The 14,996-nt window shown below is 60.4% G+C and carries 14 protein-coding genes, 2 tRNA genes and 1 pseudogene; 10 read left to right on the top strand and 7 right to left on the bottom strand.

Going from position 1 to position 14,996, the window contains the following annotated elements; all coding sequences use genetic code 11:
- Positions 1–14: 14 nt before the first annotated feature.
- Genes ASD99_RS10590 through ASD99_RS10580 form a run of 3 tightly spaced genes read right to left on the bottom strand, consistent with a single transcriptional unit; the run spans position 15 to position 2,338 of the window.
- A complete protein-coding gene (locus ASD99_RS10590; protein WP_057143526.1) occupies positions 15–863 on the bottom strand; it encodes a transporter substrate-binding domain-containing protein in 849 nt (282 codons plus the stop codon).
- Positions 864–915: 52 nt separating this feature from the next.
- Positions 916–1,665 (bottom strand): ABC transporter permease, encoded by a 750-nt coding sequence (locus ASD99_RS10585; protein WP_057143525.1) that lies wholly within the window; start codon positions 1,663–1,665, stop codon positions 916–918.
- 13 nt (positions 1,666–1,678) lie between these two features.
- Positions 1,679–2,338: an ABC transporter permease gene (locus ASD99_RS10580; RefSeq protein WP_057143524.1), complete on the bottom strand. Its 660-nt coding sequence runs from the start codon at positions 2,336–2,338 to the stop codon at positions 1,679–1,681.
- A gap of 277 nt (positions 2,339–2,615) precedes the next feature.
- Between ASD99_RS10580 and ASD99_RS10575 the strand changes: the two genes are divergently transcribed.
- The 3 genes and pseudogenes from ASD99_RS10575 to ASD99_RS34635 form a co-directional block, all read left to right on the top strand.
- Positions 2,616–3,533, top strand: a complete 918-nt coding sequence (locus tag ASD99_RS10575) for a LysR family transcriptional regulator (protein WP_057143523.1) — start codon at positions 2,616–2,618, stop codon at positions 3,531–3,533.
- Between the two features lie 275 nt (positions 3,534–3,808).
- Positions 3,809–4,051: a hypothetical protein gene (locus tag ASD99_RS10570; RefSeq protein ID WP_057143522.1), complete on the top strand. Its 243-nt coding sequence runs from the start codon at positions 3,809–3,811 to the stop codon at positions 4,049–4,051.
- Between the two features lie 24 nt (positions 4,052–4,075).
- Positions 4,076–5,176 (top strand): annotated as a pseudogene (locus tag ASD99_RS34635) (recombinase family protein); the annotation flags it as partial.
- Positions 5,177–5,197: 21 nt separating this feature from the next.
- On the opposite strand, the gene ASD99_RS34630 reads toward ASD99_RS34635, so the two are convergent.
- Together ASD99_RS34630 and ASD99_RS10560 are read right to left on the bottom strand one after the other, a co-directional pair.
- Positions 5,198–5,497 carry a hypothetical protein gene (locus tag ASD99_RS34630; RefSeq protein WP_244497684.1) on the bottom strand — a complete coding sequence of 100 codons (300 nt, stop codon included), beginning with the start codon at positions 5,495–5,497 and terminating at the stop codon, positions 5,198–5,200.
- Positions 5,498–5,707: 210 nt separating this feature from the next.
- Positions 5,708–5,782, bottom strand: a tRNA-Asn gene (locus ASD99_RS10560).
- Between the two features lie 224 nt (positions 5,783–6,006).
- Here ASD99_RS10560 and ASD99_RS10555 point away from each other — a divergent pair.
- Positions 6,007–6,264 carry a hypothetical protein gene (locus ASD99_RS10555; RefSeq protein WP_056581953.1) on the top strand — a complete coding sequence of 86 codons (258 nt, stop codon included), beginning with the start codon at positions 6,007–6,009 and terminating at the stop codon, positions 6,262–6,264.
- A 25-nt stretch (positions 6,265–6,289) separates the two neighbouring features.
- Here ASD99_RS10555 and ASD99_RS10550 read toward each other — a convergent pair whose 3' ends face one another.
- Entirely contained in the window at positions 6,290–6,496 is a 207-nt protein-coding gene (locus tag ASD99_RS10550; protein ID WP_056581956.1) for a hypothetical protein, read from the bottom strand.
- A 226-nt stretch (positions 6,497–6,722) separates the two neighbouring features.
- Here ASD99_RS10550 and ASD99_RS10545 point away from each other — a divergent pair.
- The 4 genes from ASD99_RS10545 to ASD99_RS10530 all read left to right on the top strand — a co-directional run bounded on the left by ASD99_RS10545 (position 6,723) and on the right by ASD99_RS10530 (position 10,165).
- Positions 6,723–6,796: transfer RNA gene (locus tag ASD99_RS10545), tRNA-Cys, on the top strand.
- 90 nt (positions 6,797–6,886) lie between these two features.
- Positions 6,887–7,555: a protein-L-isoaspartate O-methyltransferase family protein gene (locus tag ASD99_RS10540; protein ID WP_057143521.1), complete on the top strand. Its 669-nt coding sequence runs from the start codon at positions 6,887–6,889 to the stop codon at positions 7,553–7,555.
- A 180-nt stretch (positions 7,556–7,735) separates the two neighbouring features.
- Positions 7,736–9,127 (top strand): TolC family outer membrane protein, encoded by a 1,392-nt coding sequence (locus tag ASD99_RS10535; RefSeq protein ID WP_056582372.1) that lies wholly within the window; start codon positions 7,736–7,738, stop codon positions 9,125–9,127.
- Positions 9,128–9,343: 216 nt separating this feature from the next.
- Positions 9,344–10,165 carry a PopZ family protein gene (locus ASD99_RS10530; protein WP_056581962.1) on the top strand — a complete coding sequence of 274 codons (822 nt, stop codon included), beginning with the start codon at positions 9,344–9,346 and terminating at the stop codon, positions 10,163–10,165.
- A 65-nt stretch (positions 10,166–10,230) separates the two neighbouring features.
- On the opposite strand, the gene ASD99_RS33240 is transcribed toward ASD99_RS10530, so the two are convergent.
- Complete coding sequence (locus ASD99_RS33240) at positions 10,231–10,365, bottom strand: VOC family protein (RefSeq protein ID WP_413813929.1); 135 nt, start codon at positions 10,363–10,365, stop codon at positions 10,231–10,233.
- Between the two features lie 113 nt (positions 10,366–10,478).
- On the opposite strand from ASD99_RS33240, the gene ASD99_RS10525 reads away from it, so the two are divergent.
- Complete coding sequence (locus ASD99_RS10525; protein ID WP_057143520.1) at positions 10,479–13,262, top strand: valine--tRNA ligase; 2,784 nt, start codon at positions 10,479–10,481, stop codon at positions 13,260–13,262.
- A gap of 357 nt (positions 13,263–13,619) precedes the next feature.
- Positions 13,620–14,855 (top strand): OmpP1/FadL family transporter, encoded by a 1,236-nt coding sequence (locus ASD99_RS10520; RefSeq protein ID WP_056581968.1) that lies wholly within the window; start codon positions 13,620–13,622, stop codon positions 14,853–14,855.
- Positions 14,856–14,996 lie beyond the last annotated feature (141 nt).

Here is a 14,996-nt window from a genome sequence, read left to right as displayed (position 1 = left end):
AAGTCGGTCGCCGCTTATTGCGAGACGGCAGGCGAGATGTCGCTCTTGAACCATTTCAGGCTCAGCGCCTTGATCGTCCCATCCTTGGTGGCGGCGTCGATCGCTGCGTTGAACTTGGTGAGCAGTTCGGTATCGTCCTTGCGCATGCCGGCGCCGACGCCTGGCCCCCAGAGCCCGCCCTTCAGTTCCGGCCCGAAAAACACCACATCCGAGCCGGCAGGCGTCTCCAGAAAATCCCGCCAGGTGAAGTAGTCGGCGAGGCCGCCGTCGATGCGACCCGCGGCAAGATCGAGCTTCATGTTGTCCTGGCTGTCATAACTGCGGATGGTCACGACATCGCCCAGCATTTCCTTCACGACGGCTTCCGAATTCGACGAGCGCAAGGCCCCGATCGCCTTGCCGGCGAGTGTCGATCTGAGGCGTTCAATGGTCGCTTTTTCCTTGTCCCCGATGGTCGAGAGGTTGACCTTCTCCTTGGTGTCACCGGCGTCGAGACCCAGGTCCTTGCGCACAACGAACTGGTTGAAGCCGGTGGCGTAGGGAACTGAGAACGCGATCTTCTGCTTGCGTTTTTCCGTGATCGCCATGCCGGACATGATCACGTCGAACTTTCCGACAAGCAGTGCCGGAATGATCCCGTCCCAATCCTGCGGGACGAAGGTACATTTGATCTGGATGCGACGGCACAGCTCCTGTCCAACATCGATATCGTAACCGTAGAGTTGACCGTTCGCGTCGGTGCTGTCCCAGGGCGGCGAAGCACCTTCGGAGGCGATCGAAATGACGCGCTCGCTTTGCGCGCTCGCCGGGTATGCCGACATCAGGGATGCGATAGAAACAACAATAGCCAGGGGTATGCGCATGATGCACCTCTTCGTTGGTTAAGATGGAAAGGGCTGCCGAAAGACCCGCGGGTCAGGGCAGGGGCGTCGTGATTTCTGGGTCAGGTAGGGCGGGGCGCAATCGCGCCTTTCGACGTCGCACCGGATGGCCGTCGGTCGAAAGCCATCGCTCCAGGAGCTGGATCGCTTTTACGGCAATCGATGTCAGCGACAGATAGATCGCTCCGGCGACGATGAAGATCTCGTACGGTGCAAACGTGGTCGACACCATCTGTCTCGCCATGCCGGTGATTTCGAGCAGCGTTACGGTGCTCGCAAGGGACGAGCCCTTGATCATCCCCACGACCTCGTTCCCGTAGGCCGGAAGCGATATTCTGAAAGCGATCGGGAAGGTGACCAGACGAGCGATCTGGAAGCGTTTCAAGCCGAGAGACGTGGCTGCCTCGGTGACACCTTTGGGCACGGACTGGAGACCGCGGCACAGGATCTCGGTGGTGTGCGCCGCGCTGTTCAGCGAAAATGTCAAAAGGGCGCACCAAAAAGGATCCCGCAGGATCACCCAGAAGATGCTGGCTCGCACCGCCTCGATCTGAGCGAGGCCGTAGTAGAGCAGGAAGAGTTGAACCAGCATCGGCGTGCCGCGTATCACATAGGTGTATGAGAGCACCGCAAGCGAGAGGCTGGGACGTCCAAACGCGCGGATGAAGGCCAGCGGCACGGACACAAGAAATCCGGCCGTCAGCGACAAGACCGTCAGGGTCAATGTGAGACCGACGCCCGAAGGCAGGACAACCATTGCGTCAAGCATCAAGCCGAGGTTCATGGGTCGCTCCCTCCTACCGGCCGAGTGCCGGATAGCGTCGCTCAGCCAGCCGGATCGACAGCAGCGTGACGGTGGTCAGCGAGAGATAGAGAGCGGAGGCCGCAAGGTAGAAGGTCAATGGTGCGCGCAAGGATCCGGCCCCCACATACGCGACGCGCATGATGTCGGTCAGGCCGACGATCGAGACCAGCGCGGTGTCCTTGAAGAGCGAAATCCAGAGATTGCCATAGGCCGGCAGCGCCAGCCGCAGCATCTGCGGTCCGATGACGAACACCCAGCGTTGCCAGGCGTTCAGCCCAAGCGACTTTGCCGCTTCGGTTTGATCGGCAGGCACAGCCGCAATCGCGCCGCGAAACACTTCGGTCGCATAACCGCTGAAAACGACCGAGAGCGCGATAACGCCTGCGGTGAATGCGTTCACCTCGACATACCGGCCGGCGATCTTGCTGGCGAGCGTCGTTCCGCCGAAGTAGATGAGCAGGATAATGAGAAGTTCTGGTACACCCCGGACCACAGTCGTGTAGGCCGTGACGACTGCGTTGACGCGGGGTAGGGCCGTGCCCTTCGAAATCGCCAGAAACAAACCAAATGCCGTACCCAGGCAGCCGCTGACAAGAGCCAGGCCTATGGTCACGGTGAGCGCGACAACAAACTGAGTAGTAAAACCACCCATGGGGCGCTTTCCTCGACTCGCAATTACCGCAGGATACGCCGGTCTTTATCGCCAAGACCAAGTCGTATAACCCAAGGTTGCGATTTGCTATATTGGTAATTTGGAGTTAATTTGAGATATTTGCTAATTCTAGCACTTGAAATTACACACTCAATCTATAATTTTTATTCTTTTATCTATAACGTGCCGTTATATACTGAGGCGGTTCGTTGCTCCCCAGGTTGGCGGTTATCCGCTTCCTTCCCAGGTGGGCGTTATCAGGGAATGGAGCGCAGGGATGGAGTTGCTACAGAGCGACCTCAAGCTCCGTCAGTTGAAAGTCTTCCGAGAAGTTTTGCGGGCCGGTTCGACAAGGCGAGCAGCGGTTGCGCTCGGGATAAGCCAGCCTGCCGTCAGTCAACATGTGAAGCAACTCGAGAGCACGCTCGGCATCACACTCTTCAAGAGGTCGGCCAACCGCATCGTGCCCTTGCAGGAGGCCTGGGAACTCCTGCGAAACGTAGAACTTGCCCTGACGTCCCTGGATCGGCTGGAGGCGTCGATTTTCGCAATGAAGAACGAGGAAAAGCAGAGGATTGCGATTGCCGCGCCTTCTGTTTTCGGTTTCGTGACCTTGCCCAAGGTCGTGGCGATCATCCACGCAAAGACCGCGTCGAATGTCCGCTCGATTTCGGGAAGCTACGAGCAGATCGGCGAGCACATCCTGGCCGGCCGGGCGGATATTGGAATCTCGAGACTGCCCCTGGATCCAAGCCTGTTTGAGTGGGCGCCGCTTGGATCGGCACGAAACGTATGCATCTTTCATCCCGACCACCGTTTTTCAAAACAGGCCGGTATCGAGGCTCACGACCTGGCAGGCGAAACGATCGTCGATATCGATCCCCAGTTCGCGGCCCACCAAATGAACTTCAACGCGTTGCGATTCGCCGGCGTTGAGCCAAACATATTGGTGGAATTCGATTGCAACGGTCACGAAGCCGGATACGTTTCGGCTGGCCTCGGCATTTCGATAACCAATGAGATCATTGCGCGCGAATACGCGGCGTTTCACTTGGGAATAAGGCCAGTGGAGCCGTCCGCGCTCTATCACTACGTTGCGATTTGGCAGAAGGGCAGAACCTTTTCCAACACGTTGAATGTGTCGCTCGAGGCGATCATCGCCGCGTTTTCCACGGAGCCCCCTGCGCGAGGTTGACAGATATTCCTCCCGAAGCGGCAGAGATTGCGTTTGTTCCCGGTATTATTTCCAGAGAGATGAAGCCTGATAGAGGAAACGGAGCGGCGGATGGGCAGATTCCAACATGTACCGGACCGGCGAGCCATTTCCCGGTTATTGCGCTACGCTGAAGTGCGACGCAATCCGCCAAGATGGTTGAATACCGCAGCGGGCGTCCGTCATTGCGCTTTAGAAGTTGCCGATAATCGTCTGGCGCGGTTCAATTTTGTGCCGATAGTCGGCACAATGGGGCGATGCGCGACAACATATTTCCATCGCCTGCCTGGCAAGGCCATCTCGATCTCTATGACTACGCCCGCGGTAGCAGTGTGCCGGATGCACGGCGTCGGCGCCGCGCAGGACGTGTTGCCGAAGATGGTCGCGACCTCAACATCTCCGATGACTGGCCGGACCGAGTCCCGGTCACTGACGTCGAACTCGATGTCTTCGAGGTTCAATTCGGGGCGTTGTTGGACGAACTGTTGCGCCAAACATAACAATTCTAAAAAGGGAGGTGTCACATGACCCTCACGGTGATCAACGCCTTGCCTTCATCAGGGCGCGCGGCTTTGTATCTAAGAGTTTCGACTGGTCGGCAAGCCGAGCACGATCTTTCGATTCCCGATCAGCGACGTCAGCTCCAATCCTATTGCACAGCGAAGGGAATATCCGTTGTTGCGGAGTTCGTGGAGGCCGGCGCATCGGCTACAGACGACCGCCGCCCGGAGTTTCAACGAATGATGGACGCAGCGGCGCAAAAGCCGGCTCCGTTCGAGTTCATTATCGTGCATTCATTCTCGCGCTTCTTCCGCGACCAGTTTCAGCTTGAGTTCTATGTGCGCCGCTTGGCGAAGAACGGCATCCGGCTAACATCCACCACCCAGGATCTCGGTGACGATCCGATGAGTGTGATGATGCGCCAGATCATGGCGCTCTTCGACGAGTATCAGTCGAAGGAAAACGCCAAACACACGCTTCGAGCTATGCGTGAGAATGCCCGGCAGGGCTATTGGAATGGCTCCCGCGCGCCCTATGGCTACAGGATCGTCGCTGCCGAGCAGCGCGGCTCGCGGACGAAGAAGAAGATCGAACCGGATCCCGCACGAGTCGATACCGTCCGCCTGATGTTCCGCCTCGCGCGCATTGGCGCGGGAAACGGACCCATGGGGGCGAGGCAGGTCGCTGACTTCTTGAACATTCGAGGCATTCGGACCCAGACCGGTGGACGGTGGGGTGTTGGCGCGGTGCATCAAATTCTGACGCGCGAGACGTACATTGGACGCCACCGCTTCAACGTGGCCAGTTGGCGCAAGAAACAGCAGAACCCCGACGACCAGGTGGTTGAAGTGATCGTCGAGCCTATCGTCGACCCTGAGGAGTTTGCCGAGGTCCAGCAAATGATGCGGTCCCGAAGCCCGCAGTTGAAAGCGCCCCGATTCGTGAGCGGAGGCACCTTGCTCGGTGGCGTCTGCTTCTGCGCTGACTGTGGTGGGGCGATGACCCTGCGTACATCGGGAAGGGGGAAACAGTATCGCTACTACACCTGCTGCACGGCAGCGCGTCAGGGAAAGACCGGATGCCGAGGACGCACTGTCCCCATGGAGGAACTCGATACGAAGGTCGTTGCCTATATGGAGGATCGGCTACTGGAGCCAGCCCGCCTGGAAGAGCTGCTGTCGGGGTTGATAAAGCGGCGCGACGAGCAAGCAGAGCGGCGAAAGGGCCGAGTCGCCGAGCTGAAGAGGCAGGCTGCGGACGCCGATGCCAAGCTCACGCGATTGTACGAGGCGATCGAAAATGGCCTCGCCGATTTGGGTGATTCCAATCTTAAAGGGCGAATCGGTGAGCTGAAGCAAGCCCGAGACGCTGCGCGTGCCGACGCTGAGCGTGCAGAAGTGCGCACGGAAAGCGGGGAAACCACGATTACGCCGGAGTTGCTTCACCGGTTCGGCTCAGAGGCGCGAAAGAAGATTCGAACGGATAATGGGTTCAGCCGTCACTACGTGCAGGCGCTAGTGCAGCGGATTGAAGTGGGAGATGCCGAAATTCGGATCACTGGCTCCAGAATCAAACTCCTGCAGGCGCTTGCCACGGAGCAGGGGGGCTCGGGAGTGGAACCGCGTGTAAGCGGCGTTCGCAGTTTTGATCTGAAGTGGCTCCCCGGGCCGGATTCGAACCAGCGACCAACCGGTTAACAGCCGGTTGCTCTACCACTGAGCTACCGGGGAACGGAGGCTCTTATGTGAGTGGCGCAGCCTATAGCTGCCCTTTTCGGCTTTGCAAAGAAGCATTTCGCATTTTTCCGAGGCTTTTTCGCATAGGCGTTTCTCGCAATCGTCGATGGATGCCCTCATATTAGCCGTCTTGGCAGGGGGTAGGGAACCGAATGCGCGGCTGCGGCTTGGTTTAACGATGCTCCTGAACGATCAAAACGGGTCAATCTTTCGAGACGATGACAGCACAGGACAACCAGATGCCGGCGCGAAAAATCTCGGTTTTCGGGCGTGAGTTCAAAATGCCGCGCTCGCGCGGACTCAGAATCACCATCGGTTTCCTGCTGACCATCGGCGGCATCCTCGGTTTCCTGCCGATCCTCGGCTTCTGGATGGTTCCGCTCGGATTGCTGGTGCTGTCCTATGAATTCGCCATGGTTCGGCGCCACCGACGCCGCTTTGTCGTCTGGTGGGAACGGCGCCGCCGACCGGATTGACGTCGTTAGCGCAAGGTGGCGCGCTTCAGCGGCTGGCGTGCTCTTCCAATGCATCGTGGATTTGCTTGAGAATCGCCGCGGCCGAGGCAAGCCTTGCCCGGTCGTGCGGCGAAAGGCTGCTCGCACCTTCGATGGATAGGCGGTCGATGGCGTGGTGCAAAAGCTCTCCGCACCGCGACAGGGACAGGCCGGACGGCGCGTTCTTGTCCTTTACCACAGTTGCCTGGTGCATCGCTTTGCCTCCTGGCGTGCTCAACGCGTGGGCCGTTGATGCGTTTCTTCCGGCGGTTGGTCATGCTTAACAATCGGCTAATATGCCGTTGTGTTGCCTGGGTAATGAGGATTTGACGGATGCTGTCCGCACTCGCGCCGAGGAAACCGTTCGGAATGCACGGTGGCCGCTTGACGGCATTTTCGCCGCAACCTATTGGAACCGGGTGGAACGCCGGGAGCAACGAGGCCTCGTGGCGGAGTGGTTACGCAGAGGACTGCAAATCCTTGCACCCCGGTTCGATTCCGGGCGAGGCCTCCAATGCCCGGGCCCCCGCGCAGCAGCGCTGGGGCCTGAAGTTCCTGACATAATGAACCGCGGTTCTGGCGCGGCAAGCGGATTGGTTGGGACATGAGCGCTGATTTCTCCGAGCTTCGCGTCAAAATGGTCGATGGTCAGGTTCGCACCACCGATGTGACCAGCGCGCCGCTGATCGACGCCATGCTTGTCGTCCCAAGAGAGGTCTTTGTCGGCGCCGCCCAGCGCGATCTCGCCTATATCGACGAGGACATCCGCATTGCCGCAGGCGCTGACGGCGCGCGCTACCTGATGGAAGCCTCGCCGCTGGCCAAGCTGATCCAACTGGCCGAGATCAACCCGACCGATTCGGCGCTCGATGTCGGCTGCGGCACGGGCTACGCCTCGGCCATCCTGTCGCGGCTGGCCGGATCCGTGGTCGCGCTCGAAAGCGATTCGGAGCTGGCCGAAACCGCCAGATCGACGCTTTCGTCGCTTGGCTGCGGCAATGTGACCGTTGTCCAGGGGGTATTGCCGCAAGGGCATGCAGCCCAGGCTCCATATGATGTCATCTTTGTCGGCGGCAGCGTCGCGGAAGTGCCGGCCCCGCTGCTCGACCAGCTTGCCGAAGGTGGCCGACTCGTCGCCGTCGAAGGACAGGGCAATTCCGGCGTGGCCCGACTTTTTTTCAAAGCGGGGGGGGTTGTAACCGGAAGACGCGCGTTTAATGCGGCAATTAAGCCACTACCGGGATTCGAACGCATTCGTGCCTTCGAATTCTGAATGATTTTGCCTTGCAGGAGAGGCGTTGTCATGGTCGCTTGCATTTGAACGATCATTGCTGATCCCAGACTGGGGGCACTTTGGGGCTGAGCAGCAGGGAACATGAAACACGCCGCTACAGCTGCTCAAAGGAGAAGCTGGCGCGGCGCAGTTCCCATGGAAACGAATGAGGGTTTAACCGTGCCGTCTGTACGCAAGTCTTTTTTCACCGCCGTCCTCGTTTCGGCGACCATGCTGTCCCCACTGGCCGCTTCGGCCGAAAGCATCTCCGGCGCGCTTGCAAAGGCATATCAGTACAATTCTTCGCTTAATTCGGCCCGTGCCGGCGTTCGTGTCACCGATGAGGGCGTCGCCATCGCCAAGTCGGGCTGGCGCCCGACCGTCACCGGCTCGGCGAATATCGACTACTCCAGCAGCCATCTCAACGGCACCAACTCAAGCGTGCGGCTGACCACCGGCAATTTTGGCGTCCAGATCAATCAGACGCTGTTCGATGGTTTTCAGACCAGGAACAATGTTGCTGCCGCCGAAGCACAGGTCCGCGCTTCGGTCGAAAGCCTGCGCAACACCGAAGAGGGCATCCTGTTCAGCGCTGCTCAGGCCTATATGAACGTGATTCGCGACCGGCAGATCGCCGTGCTGACCGAGCAGAACCTGCAGTTCCTGACCGAAACGGCGCGCGCGGCACGTTCGCGCTTCGAGGTTGGCGAAGGCACACGCACCGACGTGGCGCAGGCCGACGCTTCGAGGGCCGCCGCCGTGGCATCGCTGAGTGCTGCCCGGGCGCAGGCACTGGCAAGTGCGGCACTCTACCGCCAGATCGTCGGCGACGAACCGGGCAAGCTCAAGGGCGCTTCGCCGGTGGCAAAGCTGTTGCCGTCGAGCCTTGCCGCCGCTGTCGGGGTGGCCTCGAACGAGCATCCAGCCATCCTTGCCACCCAGCACCTGGTTGATGCCGCCGCGTTTTCGGTGAAGTCGGCCGAAGGTGCGCTGCTGCCGCAACTGTCGGCATCCGCTGGCGTTTCGAGCGCTTATCGCAATACCTCGCCCTTGCCGGGCGTCGGTTCGCAGGACGGCACGACAAATTCGGCCAGTGTCGGGGCAACGCTGACCATCCCGATCTATTCCGGTGGGCGCACCTCGGCGATCGTGCGCCAGGACAAGGAATCGCTCAGTCAGGCCCGCATCGAGGTCGACGTCAGCCGCGACCAGGTCCGCCAGGCCGTCACCGCCGCCTGGACCGAGTACACCGCCGCGCAGCAAAGCCTCGCGGCCAACAGGCAAGTGATCGAGGCAGCGAAGCTGGCACTGAGCGGCGTCATCGAAGAACGCAATGTCGGCCAGCGCACCACGCTCGATGTCCTCAACGCACAGGCAACGGTCATCACCGCCGAGATCAACCAGGCCGGCTTTGAACATGATGTGGTGGTGGCGAGCTACGCCATCCTGCAGGCGACAGGTCGTCTGTCCGTCGATCGCCTTGGCCTGCAGGTGACAAAATACAAGCCTGAAGAGCACTACAACGCAGTCAAGGACAAGTGGTACGGCCTGCGCACGCCGGACGGCCGCTGAGGGCGTTCGGCCCGGACTTTGCCGTCTTCCCGTTTGAGCGCGCTTTTTTTGCCCCGCTGCTCTTGTGTTCGGGATCGCGCTAATCTGTTGAAATCCCACAAGTCCCCAGATTGGGGATTCTCGTGCGGCGCTCCGTCGGTTACGCTGTCGCCATGATTCGATCCGGCTTTGCCGGAGCGGAAACCCACAGGGGTCACAAAGGCGGCGGATGTGACGATGGCAACGGCAAGCAGCGCACAGCGCGAACCTTCCATGGAAGAGATACTGGCTTCCATCAGGCGGATCATCGAGGACAGCGACGGCGGCCGCAAGCAGCCGGGCGATGCCGATGAACTGCTCCAGGATCTGGAGCCGGCGTCGAACGCCGCCGCAGCCCCCGACGTCGAAGCATTTCGTGCCGACCTGCATGCGGCTCCCGAGGTCAGGAAGCCGGTGACGCTGGCGGGAGTCCAGGGACAGTTACCGGCGGTCGAGCCGGTGATCGCGCGCATGGAAACGCCGGTGCGCCCCGATCCCACCCCGGCAAGGCCATCGATGACACTTGCCGAGGTCAGCGCCCGTGTTGCGGCCGAGCCGGCCACTGTCGACGCACCAGCACCGCGTCCTGTCCTTGCCACCGACGCCCCCGTCGCCGACTGGCGGCGCGAGATCGCCGCGGTTGGCGAGCAGGCGAGGGCGGTGCCGGACAGGGGAGAGGCACGCAAGTCGGTTGCCCAGCCGCCGGTGGACAATTTCAGGGACGAGCCGGCCACGGACCCGGTCATCGAGCCGTCTCGTCCCGATGCAAGCGTGTTGCGGCCGGTGGCGGCCAGCGACGCGCCGCGTCCGGCGATCGTTTCCGAGCACACCGGCCGGCAGGTCGCCGCCGCCTTTGGTGAGCTCTCCGATGCGTTTGCCAGCCGCAGCAAGAAGACATTCGACGAGATGGCAGAAGAGATGCTGCGGCCGATGCTGCAGGATTGGCTCGACAACAATCTGCCGACACTGGTCGAAAGGCTGGTGCGCGAGGAGATCGAGCGCGTGGCGCGCGGGGCGTAGTAGTTCCCCATACCGATTGCCCAGGAGAAACGGCGCCTTCGTGGCGCCGTTTCTCGTCGGTGAGGTCAGTTCGCGCTGGTGGCGAAGCAGATGAGGTTTCCGTCGGGATCCTTGACGATGAACGTGCGGGCGCCCGACGGTTCGGTTCGCAACGTCTGGCGGAACGGCCCGTTGCCGCCTTGTCCCGTTGAAATGTTCATGGTCACGCCTATTTGACGTCGAGTGTCCAAGACAGCCCTTGCGGTTGACTTGGCCAATACCTTCCGATTTACACCGGACCAGCAAAACTCCCGACAGCGCGGACCATTTTCCCATGCTTGAAAAGACCTACGACGCAAAAACCGTCGAGCCGAAGATCGCCAAAGTATGGGAAGAGGCCGACGCGTTTCGCGCCGGTGCCGGGGCGGAGGAGGGGGCCGAGGCCTTCACCATCGTCATCCCGCCGCCGAACGTTACCGGTTCACTGCATATGGGGCACGCGCTCAACAACACGCTGCAGGACATATTGGTGCGCTTCGAGCGCATGCGCGGCAAGAACGTCTTGTGGCAGCCGGGCATGGACCATGCCGGCATCGCCACGCAGATGGTGGTCGAGCGTCAACTTATGGAGAAGCAGATCCATCGCCGCGACCTTACCCGCGAACAGTTCATCGAGAAAGTGTGGGAGTGGAAGGCCGAATCCGGCGGCGCGATCTTCAACCAGCTGAAGCGGCTCGGCGCTTCGGCCGACTGGTCACGCGAACGCTTCACCATGGACGAAGGCCTGTCCAAGGCCGTGCTCGAAGTGTTCGTCACGCTCTACAAGGAAGGGCTGATCTACAAGGACAAGCGCCTTGTGAACTGGGATCCCAAGCTGCTGACCGCGATCTCCGATCTCGAGGTCGAGCAGCAGGAGGTCAACGGCAATCTCTGGCACTTCCGCTATCCCATCGAGGGTGAGGTCTTCGACCCGGAAAATCCGAAAACCTTCATCACCGTGGCGACGACTCGTCCCGAGACGATGCTGGGCGACACGGCCGTCGCCGTGCACCCTGACGACGAGCGCTTCCGGCATCTGGTCGGCAAGAACATCGTTCTGCCGATCGTCGGCCGCAGGATTCCTGTGGTGGCGGATGAGTATTCCGATCCGGAAAAGGGTTCGGGAGCGGTGAAGATCACGCCGGCGCACGACTTCAACGACTTCGAGGTCGGCAAGCGCCACAAGCTGCCGGCGATCAACATCCTCACCACGGAGGCGGCGGTGAGCCTCAGGGAAAATGAGGATTTCCTTGCCGGCCTCGAGGTGACGCCGGAGCGCCAGGCGGTCTGGGATGAACTCGACGGCCTCGACCGTTTCGTTGCGCGCAAGAAGATCGTCGCGCTGATGGAAGAGGGCGGCTTCCTCGAAAAGGTCGAGCCACATCGCCACGCGGTGCCGCATGGTGATCGCGGCGGTGTGCCGATCGAGCCGTTCCTGACCGAGCAGTGGTATGCCAACGCGGCGGAACTGGCCAAGCCGGCGATTGCCTCGGTGCGCGAAGGCCGCACGAACTTCGTGCCGAAGAACTGGGAAAAGACCTATTTCGACTGGATGGAGAACATCCAGCCCTGGTGCATCTCGCGCCAGCTGTGGTGGGGTCACCAGATCCCGGCCTGGTACGGGCCGGACGGGCGCGTCTTCGTCGAGAAGACAGAGGAAGAGGCCCTTGGCGCGGCGATCGAATACTATCTGGCACTGGAAGGCCCATGGAAGGCCTGGGTCGAGGACAAGCTCGAGAACTACAAGCCGGGCGAGATCCTGACCCGCGACGAGGATGTGCTCGACACCTGGTTCTCGTCGGCGCTGTGGCCGTTCTCGACCTTGGGATGGCCCGATGAGACGCCCGAGCTGAAGACCTACTATCAGACCGACGTGCTGGTGACAGGCTTCGACATCATCTTCTTCTGGGTCGCCCGCATGATGATGATGGGCCTGCACTTCATGGACGAGGAGCCGTTCCACACCGTCTATGTGCATGCGCTCGTGCGGGACAAGAACGGGCAGAAGATGTCGAAGTCGAAAGGCAACGTCATCGACCCGCTCGATCTCATCGACGAATACGGTGCCGATGCGCTGCGCTTCACCCTGACGGTGATGGCGGCGCAAGGCCGCGACGTGAAGCTCGACCCGGCACGCATCGCCGGCTATCGCAATTTCGGCACCAAGCTTTGGAACGCGACGCGCTTTGCCGAGATGAACGAGGTCGCGCGCAATGACGAATTCTGGCTGAACGACGCCAAGCTGGCCGTCAACCGCTGGATCCTGACCGAGCTGACGCGGGCCGCGCGAGAGATCACGGACGGCATCACTTCATACCGCTTCAACGAGGCGGCAGGCGCTGCCTACCGCTTCGTCTGGAACCTGTTCTGCGACTGGTATCTGGAACTGCTGAAGCCGGTGTTCATGGGTACCGACGAGGCGGCCAAGGCCGAAAGCCGCGCCTGCGTCGCCTTCGTGCTCGACGAGATCTACAAGCTGCTGCATCCGATGATGCCGTTCATGACCGAGGAACTGTGGGCGCAGACCGCAGGCGAAGGCAAGGAACGGTCGTCGCTGCTGTGTCATGCCGCGTGGCCGTCACCGGACTTCGAAGACGCGGATGCCGCCGCCGACATCAACTGGCTGGTCGACCTCGTCTCCGGCATCCGCTCGGTGCGCTCGGAGATGAACGTGCCGCCGGCAGCCATCGCACCGCTGGTCGTGGTCGGCGCCAACGCTGTGACACGCGAACGGCTCGTTCGCGAGGAATCCGCGATCAAGCGGCTGGCGCGGATCGGCGACATCTCGCTCGCCGATATCGCGCCAAAGGGTTCGGCGCAGATCGTGCTCAACGAGGCGACGATCTGTCTGCCGCTTGGCAGCCTGATCGATCTTGCCGCCGAGGCGGCGCGGCTGCAGAAGGAACTGGCCAAGGTGACCGAGGAAATCGCGCGCTTGCACAAGAAGCTGTCGAACGAAAGATTCGTCGCCAGCGCGCCGGCCGAGATCGTCGATGCCGAGCGCGAAAAGCTCGCTGAGTACCGCGATGCGCAGGACAAGCTATCGGTGGCGTTGACCCGGGTTCGTGATGCCGGGTGAGGGATAGATTCGCTAGACTTTAGCCCTCTCTAAATGCCGGTTTTTTGCCTCCAAAATCGGCATTCCGTTGCGTTAATTTTGACGTAAACGGGAGTTTTTGCCCCATTGTTGCCATAATGTAACAATGGGGCCCGTGGCCCTTAAAAAAGCACTGTTTTCGAGCCTTTTTAGGCGGTTGTTCTCCTTTTTTTCGGACGATACCCCCGCATGGGCCGTTTTTCGCCCTTGCTGTACCCGGTTGCATTTTTTCGAAAATGCGCCTGGCGAATACGTACATGTACGCCCTTGAATTCGTTATTGCACCGTTAACCTGAATTGGTTCTAGCTTGATGCACTCGAATTCGGGGAGAACATCTCATGATTATTCTGCGACTGAAAGCACTGCTGGGGGCGGGGTGCTGTTCGCTGGCTTTGATCGGGACGGCGCACGCCGGTGGGTTGGAGCGCGGCGGTTACGACATCGATCTTTTGTTTGACCCGGCTCCGTTCGCGACCGAAGCGGAATCGACCTATGTGATGCCGCAGCGCAAGCTCAAGAATGCGGTGGACACGGACCCGAACGACGGGGATGTGACATTCCTCGGTAGCACGGCGAAGGACAGCGAGAGCTATTGGGTCCCGCGCATCGGCGTCAAGGCGCAGATCGTCCAGGGTGTCGACTGTATGTTCGACTATTCCCAGCCTTGGGGCGCACATACAAATCCGGGTCTGTGGGCCGGTTCCGAGTCCAACATGGAAACCGACATCAAGAGCAACAACTACGCCACGACTTGCTCCTACAAAATGGATGCCGGCAAAGGCCAGGTTCGCTTCATTGGCGGTGTCTATTACCAGGAAGTCTATGGCTTCAAGCAAGACCTGGTATCGCCTCTGGTGCCGGATTTCCAGGGAACCGGTCGGGTGGATCTCAAAGGCACCGGCTGGGGGTGGCGCGCCGGCATCGCCTACGAAATCCCTGAGATCGCGCTGCGTGCCAGCCTCGTCTACAATTCGCGGGTCAAGCTCGACAATATCTCGGGCACGCTGGACCTGACGCATGTTGGCAGTGTCGTGCTCCCGATCTACGGTGCGACAGAGTACATGCCGGATACGGTGGAATTGAAGTTGCAGTCGGGCATTGCGCCCGGTTGGCTTGCCTTTGGTTCGCTCAAGTGGGTCAACTGGAGCCTGCTGCAGAGTGTTCCGATTTGTGTCCAAGGTACTCCCGCTTCGGATTGCGTTACGGGTGATACTCTGCATTCAGGCCAGATCACCTCGCTGGATTTGATGTACCGCGACGGCTGGACCGTCACCGGCGGCATCGGCCACAAGTTCAATGATCAGTGGAGCGCCGCCGGCCAGCTTTCATGGGATCGCGGCACTTCACACGGCTATGGCTCGCAGACCGATACCTGGACTGTGGGCGGTGGTGTCGCCTATACACCGAAGCCCAATATCGAAGTTCGTCTGGCCGGTGCGATTGGCGTGCTGACCAGCGGCCATTCGGGAACAGTGAATGGCGAAAACGGCTATGTGGCCGGCGAGGAAGTCAGCTATGATTTCGGCAACGATCTGGTCACGGCAATTTCGGGTGGCCTCAAGATCAAGTTCTAAGTCTCGGAAAAGTATAACAAAAGGCCGGGCATCGCCCGGCCTTCAGACTGCTGACAAACCCCGTCGATTTTCGGCGGGGTTTTTTGTTATGTGATTGAAGTGTCTTGGACAGTTTGTGTCAGGAGATTTTGGCAGGAGGCA

Origin of the sequence: Mesorhizobium sp. Root695, assembly GCF_001428185.1 — a bacterium.
Classification (GTDB): Bacteria; Pseudomonadota; Alphaproteobacteria; order Rhizobiales; family Rhizobiaceae; genus Mesorhizobium.
This window is presented reverse-complemented; position numbering and strand designations above follow the sequence as displayed.

Coding starts and splice junctions, on each gene's coding strand:
- ASD99_RS10590 (WP_057143526.1), bottom strand. CDS start 863: ATGCGCATACCCCTGGCTATTGTTGTTTCTATCGCATCCCTGATGTCG.
- ASD99_RS10585 (WP_057143525.1), bottom strand. CDS start 1,665: ATGAACCTCGGCTTGATGCTTGACGCAATGGTTGTCCTGCCTTCGGGC.
- ASD99_RS10580 (WP_057143524.1), bottom strand. CDS start 2,338: ATGGGTGGTTTTACTACTCAGTTTGTTGTCGCGCTCACCGTGACCATA.
- ASD99_RS10575 (WP_057143523.1), top strand. CDS start 2,616: ATGGAGTTGCTACAGAGCGACCTCAAGCTCCGTCAGTTGAAAGTCTTC.
- ASD99_RS10570 (WP_057143522.1), top strand. CDS start 3,809: ATGCGCGACAACATATTTCCATCGCCTGCCTGGCAAGGCCATCTCGAT.
- ASD99_RS10555 (WP_056581953.1), top strand. CDS start 6,007: ATGACAGCACAGGACAACCAGATGCCGGCGCGAAAAATCTCGGTTTTC.
- ASD99_RS10550 (WP_056581956.1), bottom strand. CDS start 6,496: ATGCACCAGGCAACTGTGGTAAAGGACAAGAACGCGCCGTCCGGCCTG.
- ASD99_RS10540 (WP_057143521.1), top strand. CDS start 6,887: ATGAGCGCTGATTTCTCCGAGCTTCGCGTCAAAATGGTCGATGGTCAG.
- ASD99_RS10530 (WP_056581962.1), top strand. CDS start 9,344: ATGGCAACGGCAAGCAGCGCACAGCGCGAACCTTCCATGGAAGAGATA.
- ASD99_RS33240 (WP_413813929.1), bottom strand. CDS start 10,365: ATGAACATTTCAACGGGACAAGGCGGCAACGGGCCGTTCCGCCAGACG.
- ASD99_RS10525 (WP_057143520.1), top strand. CDS start 10,479: ATGCTTGAAAAGACCTACGACGCAAAAACCGTCGAGCCGAAGATCGCC.
- ASD99_RS10520 (WP_056581968.1), top strand. CDS start 13,620: ATGATTATTCTGCGACTGAAAGCACTGCTGGGGGCGGGGTGCTGTTCG.